Source organism: Bradyrhizobium sp. UFLA06-06, from assembly GCF_054820065.1.
Genome location: NZ_JADFUD010000121.1, coordinates 1 through 9,671 on the forward strand (window position 1 = coordinate 1; position 9,671 = coordinate 9,671).

At 55.5% G+C, this 9,671-nt stretch carries 9 protein-coding genes; 7 read left to right on the forward strand and 2 right to left on the reverse strand.

Annotated features, from left to right (window positions below; genetic code table 11):
* Positions 1–58: 58 nt before the first annotated feature.
* Positions 59–874 (forward strand): peptide ligase PGM1-related protein, encoded by an 816-nt coding sequence (locus IF803_RS41665; RefSeq protein WP_461196077.1) that lies wholly within the window; start codon positions 59–61, stop codon positions 872–874.
* 35 nt (positions 875–909) lie between these two features.
* On the forward strand, positions 910–2,166 hold the full coding sequence (locus tag IF803_RS41670) for a serine hydroxymethyltransferase (protein ID WP_018269983.1): 1,257 nt from the start codon (positions 910–912) through the stop codon (positions 2,164–2,166).
* A gap of 80 nt (positions 2,167–2,246) precedes the next feature.
* Here the strand turns inward: IF803_RS41670 and IF803_RS41675 are convergent, their stop codons facing one another.
* Both IF803_RS41675 and IF803_RS41680 read right to left on the reverse strand, forming a co-directional pair.
* Positions 2,247–3,104, reverse strand: a complete 858-nt coding sequence (locus tag IF803_RS41675; protein WP_018269984.1) for a DMT family transporter — start codon at positions 3,102–3,104, stop codon at positions 2,247–2,249.
* 614 nt (positions 3,105–3,718) lie between these two features.
* On the reverse strand, positions 3,719–4,516 hold the full coding sequence (locus tag IF803_RS41680) for an IclR family transcriptional regulator (protein WP_026192335.1): 798 nt from the start codon (positions 4,514–4,516) through the stop codon (positions 3,719–3,721).
* Positions 4,517–4,723: 207 nt separating this feature from the next.
* Between IF803_RS41680 and IF803_RS41685 the strand changes: the two genes are divergently transcribed.
* The 5 genes from IF803_RS41685 to IF803_RS41705 form a co-directional block, all read left to right on the forward strand.
* Positions 4,724–5,884 carry an aminotransferase class V-fold PLP-dependent enzyme gene (locus IF803_RS41685; RefSeq protein WP_080583579.1) on the forward strand — a complete coding sequence of 387 codons (1,161 nt, stop codon included), beginning with the start codon at positions 4,724–4,726 and terminating at the stop codon, positions 5,882–5,884.
* Between the two features lie 209 nt (positions 5,885–6,093).
* Positions 6,094–6,885 carry an amino acid ABC transporter permease gene (locus IF803_RS41690; RefSeq protein ID WP_018269987.1) on the forward strand — a complete coding sequence of 264 codons (792 nt, stop codon included), beginning with the start codon at positions 6,094–6,096 and terminating at the stop codon, positions 6,883–6,885.
* The gene (locus IF803_RS41695) at positions 6,882–7,577 is read left to right on the forward strand and encodes an amino acid ABC transporter permease (protein WP_018269988.1); all 696 of its coding nucleotides are present in this window, start codon (positions 6,882–6,884) and stop codon (positions 7,575–7,577) included. Before IF803_RS41690 ends, IF803_RS41695 begins: the two co-directional genes overlap by 4 nt.
* Before the next feature lie 55 nt (positions 7,578–7,632).
* Positions 7,633–8,400, forward strand: a complete 768-nt coding sequence (locus IF803_RS41700; RefSeq protein ID WP_018269989.1) for an amino acid ABC transporter ATP-binding protein — start codon at positions 7,633–7,635, stop codon at positions 8,398–8,400.
* A 55-nt stretch (positions 8,401–8,455) separates the two neighbouring features.
* A partial coding sequence (locus IF803_RS41705) for an aspartate ammonia-lyase (RefSeq protein WP_461196078.1) occupies positions 8,456–9,671 on the forward strand: 1,216 nt, incomplete at its 3' end.

Genomic DNA, 9,671 nt, shown 5'->3' on the forward strand with positions numbered 1-9,671 from the left:
ATGTGTATAAGAGACAGATCTTGGCGTGCCGATCGCTAATGGCAGCAATTGTGCAAGCATGCAACAATTGGTCGAAGCCGTATGTGCAGTCCTGTCAGAGTCTGAGAGTGCCATTCTGAAGATGGCGCGTCATGCAGGTGGTGACGGCAATATCGTCATTTCGAAAAGCGCGGCGGGATCGTCGCAAGGCGCGACGCGGGCCGTGGCGACACCAAAAATTGATGCGGCTACCTTGCGCGAGGCCGTTCATGAACTTGGGCTGTCTCCGACAGTAAAAGAGCCCGTGATTGTCGAGGTATATAGTGAAAATGAGTCTTCGATGGGCGTCCATTTTGATGTCAGGAGAGACAGGGTTGAGCTTGTAGGTGTAGCTTCGATCCTCTTCAATCCAGGATACGGCGGGGCATATTGGAGTAGCGCTCTGCTCGATCATTTGCCCAACGATGTTCTCTCGTGGTGCAAAAGTCTTGGCAACTACGCCCAACAAATCGGGTATTTCGGACCACTTAGTGTCGACATCGTTAGAGCCAAAGAGGTTGGGTTCTTTGCATGTGAGGTAAACGGGCGCCACGGAGGCTTCTCTTCAATCAGGGCCGTATCAAGCGCGCTAGGATTGGAATGCGCTATCAAAAATGGAGCGCGTGTTGCTCTTTCCCGAAATTGCGTCTCCATTGCGCTTCGATTTCCCGACCTCATTGATCTGCTGCGGCGAAAGCAGCTTCACTATAGGCCTGCCGATAGACGGGGCGCAATTGTGATGGTGGAGGGCCATCAAGATGCCGGACCCTACGACTTTGTAATTTTCGGAAGAGATCTGGAAGAGCTTCAAGGTATCGAGCGTGAACTCGCTCAACTGTCGCATGCGAAAAACTGACGACGACGGCAGCATCACTGTGGGCAGGGGCGGTCATGGATAATCGATGCGAAAGCTTTGACGAAGAAGTGGGAGAGCTGCTGTACTTGGAGGAGCAACGCCAATTAAGCCAGCTGAGCTTAGTCGCTTCTGAAAACTATTCCTCTCCCAGAGTCAGGGAGTTCGAAGGCAGCATATTTGCCGACAAGAATGCGGAGGGGTATCCGGGAAGCCGTTGTGTGTCAGGCTGCGAGTATGCTGACAAACTAGAGCGGCTGGCAATCGAGAGAGCAAAATCCGCGTTCGCATGCGAACACGCGAATGTGCAAGCGATGAGCGCTACCATCGCAAATTTCGCAGTAATGAACGGCCTTTTTCAGCCTCAAGACAGGCTGATGGCGATGCGGCTTCAAGATGGCGGCCATTTGAGTCACGGTGCTTCATTCCATGCGAGCGGTCAAAACTTTCGGTGGTGCTTCTATGGAGTGTCAAAGAGCGACGAGCAACTGAACTATGATGCGGTGCGTTCGATCGCGCTCGAGAATCGACCCGTAGCAATCATCTGTGGCGGTTCTTCATATCCACGCTTGTTTGATTATGGGAAGATGCATGAGATCGCACGTGAGATTGACGCGCTTCTTTGGGTGGATCTAGCGCATACCGCGGGTCTCGTTGCTGGCCGCGCCGTTCCGTCTCCCTTCCCTCACGCCGACATTGTAACAACTTCGACACATAAGACACTCCGAGGCCCGCGGGGCGGCGGACTTATTTTGTGCAAAAAGCGTTTAGGCAAGGCGATCGACCGTGCCATATTTCCCGGACTGCAAGGGGCGCCTAAAATGGACCTGATTGCGGCAAGAGCCGCATTGTTAGCTGAGGTGCAAACGTCCTCTTTTCAGAGGTATGCCGGAAAGGTGTTGAGAAACGCCAAGGCGTTGGAGGCTGGCTTGCTTGAGACGGGCGCTACACTCGTTTCCGGAGGTACTTCGTCGCACTTATTGCTTCTCAGTCTGATGAGTTGGGATATGAGCGGTCGTCAACTTGAAGCGGCGTTATCGGCAGCCCAGGTCATCGCCAATAGGAATCCGATTCCCTTCGACAACCGTCCGCCATCAGAAGCAAGTGGACTGAGAATCGGTAGCGCCGCTCTCACGACGAGAGGCTTTGATGAAGCGCAGTTCGTTCGGCTCGGGAAGTTGATTGGAAATGTGATTACTTCGACCAATAAGCATAACGGTATTGCTAACTTGAGCGCTTTCGTTAAGGAAAACACAAAGGGGCTGCCTTTGTTCAATGAGAAGTGGTTGGCGTAGATAGACTCAATTCACGTTGAAGTGTCTATCTTGCCGGTGTCTTCCGCGACAGCGACTTTCAACCTGATCAGAGGTCAGTGTCATTTCCGTATCACTCTTTCTGCCAGACAGGCCGAAGACCCGACCAGGATAAGTCCGGTACCAAGCCACATCATAGGAGTTGGAGTGATGCCAAAGCAGACCAGATCGACCAGTAAACTTGCTGGCAGACGGACGAAGTCGAGTGGAGCGGCGCGCGCGAGGCGGACGAGAGCATAACCGCGCCCCAGCGCGATCTGTAACAGTGCGGCCAACCCCGCAATAAGCAACAGTAACGGCCAATCAGCGGGTGCCGGCCAAACCCACACAGGGATTGCAAAAGGCAGGCCGATCACAGAGCTCCAAAGCATAAAGTATAGGGCCATCTGTTCGGGAGCATCGACGCTGGCTATGCGCCGTATCATCATGACAGCGAGACTGTCGAGGGCTGCGCCAATCAAGCCAATGACAATCCATGTGTCTGCGCTGCTGATGGTCGGTTGAACTATGGCAAGCATGCCGAAGAGCCCGAGAATCAGTCCAAAGGCCGTCGCGATGTTCTGCCGCTCCTTCAGTACCAGCGCCGACAAGAGCAAGGACCAGATGGGTGACGTGTAGAGTATTGAGGCAGCTACCGTTAGGGGAAGCTTCGATGCACAAGCGACGAATGCCAGAAATCCCGTATAGCCAAATACAGATCTGAAAAAATGTTCTTTCGAAAAAAGGAGGCGGGAGTCGAAGCGGACGTGTTTAGGGAGAATAAGGAAGATGATTGGGATCGACAGGACGCTACGCAGAACAGTCACCTGCAAGGGGGAAATCGTCTGCGTTACAACCTTGATAGCCGAAGACATAGTAACGAAGATCAGGCTGGCGAAAGCAACATGGGCCATGCCGCTTAGTTCGGCATCGCGGTTCATCCGCGCTCTCCTTAGGGATCTGGAAGGTGAACACCTGATGGGTCTTATGGCAGGGCTCTCTGACCCAGGCAGGAATCTGTAGGTCGCGGTCGCTCATAGAGAGGGGGGCAGGACGAGATTGTCCGAAGACACTTCGTGCAGTCACCGATGGTCAATTTGTATGCGTCAAATGGCGGCCCGCGCCTTGAACCGGTCCGCGCGAGAAGCGGATGCTGGATTATATCAGCTAAGTGTGCCGTCCGGCACGACTGTGCATGATAGCGAGCAGCAACATGCGAGCGGTGCGTGCCAAGGATCGGGCCTGAGTCGGATTGGCAAAGATGCGCCAAGCGGATCTGTCGTTTCAGGGGGAGTGGTGCCGTGATCGTGCATGAAGGTCGGCGCACTGCAACTATTATCCCGTTTGAGCTCTGGCCTGGCATCTACCTTGCCAGATGCCCTCCATCTCGATCAACCACTAGGCATGCTAGTTGACGATGGCGCTGCGGCACAGTCCGTAACGGCGATGGATCAGGCTTGTGGACGCTCGAAGATCTTGCCGCCACGACTTGCCGAAGGAGAAATCCATTCTCTTTCTCCCGGCCAGAAGGAGCGGAGCCGAGGGATCCGTCTCCTCAAGTATCCTCAAGGGTTTCGTCCTCGCTATCCGTCTGAAGGATGGTTTGCGACAGGAGCTCGGCGGCTCTTTGAAGTGGAGGAATGAAGCGCTCAAGCTCTGCAAAGCTGACTCGGGCCGCGGGCACGGACACGCCGAGACAGGCGATCAGCTCTCGGTCCGGAGAAACGATAGGAACCGCACAGCCGACGACGCCCTTCACGTATTCCTCATTGGTCTTTGCCCACCCTCGATGGCGCGTCTCCTCGAGAAGCTTCAGGAGGGTCTCGCAATCCACGATGGTCTTATCAGTGTATTGCGTCAAAGCGAGTGAGCGGCATAGCTTTTCACGCGCTCTTTCGGGTAATCGGCTCATGTAGATCTTTCCGGTCGAGGTGCAGTGAAGCGGAGCTGCCTCGCCGGGATTGAATTGAAGCCCCTGTGGTTGGGACACGCGTACGCTGTCGACGTAAGTGACGAGATTGTCGCGCACGACACCGATCTCGCACTGTTCGCCGATCTCGCCGGCAACCGCGCGCAGCACCGCGTGCCGCCGCGCCGTGCGAAAAGCCGCGCCGATGACCTTGGCGGACAGCATAACCAACTGATTGCCTACCACGTAGCGCTTCGATCCAAGCGCTTTCTGAAGGAGGCCGCGTTCTTCCAGATTTCCGACAAGCCGATGCGCGGTTGGAACGGGTAACGAAAGGGCGTTCGCGATCTCTGCGACCGAGACGGCCTTTGTCTGATTAGCGACATGGCCAACTATGGCGAGCGCCCGGTCGAGGGGTCCTGCAGTGTTTTTCTGTTCCGCCATTGTGACCTCCATCTAAGAGAATTATCAGATTTCGGAATTATTGCTACTGAAATATGAAAAAACGGCTTGGACCCTACGCGGGTTTGCTCATAACGTTGGCGTTGTCGGTCGTTGATCGGTTTTTGTGCATTGCACGAGCCCGGTTTGGATGACGACCAAGCCCGGGAATCGGCGGTGCGGGCGGCTATTTTGAAAGGGAGATTGGGAATGTCTCGTCATTACGACGTGGAAGCTGTGCGCAAGGAGTTTCCTGCAGCCGAAAGGATGGTCTACCTCGACTCCGGTTTTCAGGCGCCGCTCGCGCGTCCCGTAATGGCCGCCATCGAAACCTTTCTTCGTGAAGGCTTGGAGACCGCCGGACCGAAAGGTGTGTGGCTCGATCGGGTTGAGCAAACGCGTGCCAAAGTAGCCCGTTTCCTTGGGGTGTCGGCCGACGAAATTGCCTTTACGAAGAATACCTCGGAAAGCATGAACATCGCGGCGAACGCGTTGCCTCTGCGAGCCGGCGATAGCGTTTTGATGATCCATGGGGATCATCCAAACAACACCTATGCCTTTCTCAACTTGAAGAAGAAAGGGGTCGAGATCGACTTCCTTCCGATGACGGACGTCGTAAACGCCGACACGTTCCTTCCGCGCATCGACGAAAAGACCCGTGCGATCTCGCTGTCGCACGTCACCTTCCACGCCGGGCATCGCTTCGATATCAAGAGCATCGGCGCGCTTTGCGCGGACAAGAAGCTCTACTTCGTCGTCGACGTCATGCAAGCAATCGGAATCGTTCCAATCGATGCGAAGGCCACCCAGGCAACCTTCGTCGGCTCCGGGAGTCACAAGGGATTGCTCGTCCCCCAAGGTCTCGGGTTGCTTTATTGGAATAAGGCGTTGAAGGAACTGGAGCCTGCCTATCTTGCCGCTGCCAGTTTGGCGGAGATTCCTCACGACCTTATCGCTCGTCCCGACTGCCTGACGCCATCTCCCAGCGCGCGACGCTTCGAGCTGGGAAACTTCAATCTTCCCGCAGTTCACGCGCTCGGGGCTTCGCTTGACTTGATCGAGCAGATCGGCGTTGAGAACATTCAGAACCATTGCTTCGATCTGGGTGATCATCTCATCGCTCAACTGGACGAACTCGACGTTAGTCTCGTGGGTCCGCGTCAGCGGGAACATCGCTCGCCTCATATCTACGTCGTTGGTCTTCCCGCGGCAGAATGGCTCAGCTACTTCGAAGAGAACGGCGTGCGTGTTTCCCCCGAGCGCGACGGCATTCGCGTATCGTTCGGCATGTTCAACACCGCCGCCGATGTGGATCGTCTGGTGCATCTCATCCGCGGACGCCAGCTAAAAAAGTCATTCAGGGCCGCTTAGGATTTGGCATAGTTGGAGAAAACGCACGCGAAGCGGACGGCGGTCTTATCCCGTCCAAGGGTGAGTATTACGCCTTTCCGCTTACTGGCGTGCTGAAGGAGAAGGCCGCGTAATCAAGTGACGCGGTCGACTGGCACCGGCGCAACGCGCACGACGACCAGCCATGCGGAGCATGGTCGTTATGCGCACCTGCAATCGTGAGGCTCGCGATGTTCGGAGTTCTTCTTGAAAGGACCATGGATGGCCAGCGTTACATCGACTGGCTTCTTTCCGGTCTTGGTTGGACGTTGGCGCTTGCCTTCTTCGGCTGGTGGATTGCGTTCGCAATCGGAATCGCCGTCGGCATAGGGCGAACTGTACATAACCCCTTCTTCCGGGCTTTAGCACGATTGTACGTGGAGGTCTTTCGAAACATCCCCGTTCTCGTACAGATGTTTCTCTGGTACTTCGTCCTGCCCGAGCTTCTTCCAACTACCATGGGAGACTGGATAAAGCAGATACCGCCGCCTTGGGGATCTTTCTTTCCGGCCCTGTGGTGCCTCGGCCTCTACACCGCCGCGCGCATCGCAGAACAGGTTCGCGCTGGCATCGAAGCCTTGCCAAACGGGCAACACGAAGCGGCTGCCGCACTCGGCCTAAGCGGATATCTGATGTATCGTCATATCATCTTGCCGCAGGCACTTCGGCTCATTGTGCCAAGTCTGACAAGTGAGGTGATGGGCGTCTACAAAAATACGTCCGTTGCTCTAACCATCGGCTTGATGGAGCTGACCGCTCAGGCGCGCCAAATCAGCGATGCTACGTTCCAAACCTTCACGGCATTCGGCGCCGCCACTCTCATCTATCTTGCTTTGGCTCTGATCGCCTACCAGACGATGATGCTCATCGACAAAGCCGTGCGCATTCCCGGTACCGCACCGGGCAGGGAAGCCGTCGGATCAGATTTTGACGACATGAAGCTGGAGAGCCCCCTGCCTGGCAATATGGAGGTCGTGAAATGAACAGCCTCGATTTTTCGATTGTCGTGCAGGCGTGGCCCTATCTATGGTCAGGATTGTTGTTCTCGCTTTCCTTGACGGCGGCCGCCTTCCTGGTCGGGATGTTTCTTGGAACGCTCTTCGCCCTCGTGCAGCACTTTGAGCTCCGCATTCTGAGCCAGCTCGTGCGTAGCTATGTCGCCCTGATGCGATCGATTCCGCTCATTCTTGTCCTGTTTTGGTTCTTCTTCCTGGTACCCATCGTTCTGGGGTACCTCTCAGGCGGTGGCCGTCCGATTCCAGTCGGTGCCACCTATACGGCGTTCATCACGTTTGGCTTGTTCGAAGCCGCCTACTATTCGGAAATCATCCGCGTCGGGTTGCGTGCTGTGAACAAAGGACAATTCGAGGCTTGCCAGGCTCTCGCCCTGTCGACATTCGATACGTATCGTCATGTCGTCCTTCCGCAGGTGTTTCGGGTCGCCAGCCCGATCATACTGAGCCAGACTATTATTCTGTTTCAGGATACGTCCCTCGTTTACGTACTATCGCTCACTGATCTTCTTGGTGCGGCTTCGAAGCTGGCACAGCTCAATGGCCGCCTCGTCGAGATGTACCTCGCAGTGGCCGTTGTTTATCTCATCATAAGCTCCGCCGCGTCCCAATTTGTCGCCTGGCTCCGCAAGAACTCCGCAATTGCGGGCGCCCACCGATAGTCAATCGATTATCTGATGACCCGTTGTTCCTAGGGACTACAACCTGGAGATCAGTATGCAACAAGAGCGCACAGTTAGCCTGGGCGACCAGGCGTCGATGGTTGTCGTCGAGCACCTCGTCAAGCGGTTCGGCAGCTTCAATGCCCTGAGCGACATCAACCTCAACGTCGCCAAAGGAGAAAAGATCGTACTCTGCGGGCCATCGGGTTCGGGGAAGTCAACTCTCATCCGTTGCATCAATCATATCGAAAAGCCCGACGCCGGCCGTATAGTGGTCGATGGGATAGAGCTGACGGACCGAATTCGCGATATCAACAACGTTCGCTGTGAAGTCGGCATGGTCTTTCAGAGCTTCAACCTGTTTCCGCATCTCTCGGTGATCGAAAATTGCATGCTCGCTCCGATGAAGGTCAGGGGCCTTACTCAGGCTGAGGCGAATGACCGGGCGATGATGCTGCTGGGAAAAGTCCGGATCCACGATCAGGCCAAGAAATATCCCGCGCAATTGTCGGGCGGCCAGCAGCAACGTGTCGCTATAGCCCGTGCCTTGTGCATGCAGCCCAAGATCATGCTCTTCGACGAGCCGACTTCTGCCCTCGATCCGGAAATGGTCAAAGAGGTGCTCGAAACCATGGTTGAGCTCGCGCAGGACGGGATGACAATGGTCTGCGTCACGCACGAAATGGGTTTTGCGCGCGAAGTTGCGGATCGTGTGGTCTTCATGGATCGCGGTTCAATTGTGGAAGAGGGCGATCCGAGCACCTTCTTTCGCGCGCCGAACACGGAACGCGCGAAGGCCTTCCTCAATCAGATCATCCACTGAGGTCGCGGCCCGCACGGTCTTCCCCGAAAAGCCATGACAGAAATGAGAGTTTGATATGACTAGCGCATCGCCAACAGAGCGCATTGAAAGCGATTCCCTTGGGCCGGTGACGATCCCCCTCAAAGCTTACTATGGGCCGCAGACCGCGCGCGCGATCGAAAATTTCCCGATCTCTGGCATTCCGATCAACCACTTTCCCATATTCCTAAAGGCCTTGGCATTCGTGAAGATGGCCGCAGCCAGGGCAAATGCGAGCCTCGGAGATCTTGAGCAGAATAAGGCCGATGTAATCTGCGAGGTTTGCGGCGAAATAGCACGGGGAGTGCTGTGGAGAGAATTTCCGCTCGACGTCTTCCAGGGAGGAGCGGGAACGTCGACCAACATGAACATGAACGAGGTGATAGCAAACCGTGCCCTGGAAATCATGGGACTTCCGCGGGGACGATACGACGTCGTCCACCCCAACAATGACGTCAACCTGTCGCAGTCCACGAATGACATCTATCCGACCGCAATCCGGCTTGCGATATTGCTGTCCCACGGGCAGCTCCAGGCTGCACTTGAGCGCCTCGCGATTGCCTTTGAGGAGAAGGCAACTTGCTTCAGCGAAGTGATAAAGCTCGGCCGAACGCAATTGCAGGATGCCGTCCCAATGACTTTGGGGCAGGAATTCCAAGCCTTCGCGACGACCCTTCGCGAGGATGTCTCTCGACTCGGAGAGATCGCCTCATTCTTCCAGGAGATCAATCTTGGAGGCACAGCGATCGGTACCGGCATCAATAGCAATCCAGAATATCAGGCACTTGCCATTTCGGAGCTTTGCGAGATATCGGGTCTCCCGCTCGTTGCGGCTGGCAACCTGATAGAAGCTTGTTGGGATACCGGAGCCTTCGTTTTGTTCTCCGGTATGCTGAAGCGAACTGCGACTAAGCTGTCGAAGATCTGCAACGACCTAAGGCTACTTTCTAGTGGACCACGCGGAGGGCTAAACGAAATTAATCTGCCGCCGCTTCAGCCCGGCTCGTCCATCATGCCTGGCAAGGTCAATCCGGTGGTGCCGGAAGTCGTCAATCAGGTCGCATTCCAAATCATCGGCTACGATCTAACTATCACACTTGCTGCGGAAGCCGGGCAGCTCCAATTGAACGTCATGGAGCCTGTGATTGCGTACAATGTTCTCCATTCTCTCGAGCTGCTGATCAATGCGATCGAGGTGCTACGCACGAAGTGCGTCACCGGGATCACGCCAAACGAGCAAGTATGTCTTAGAC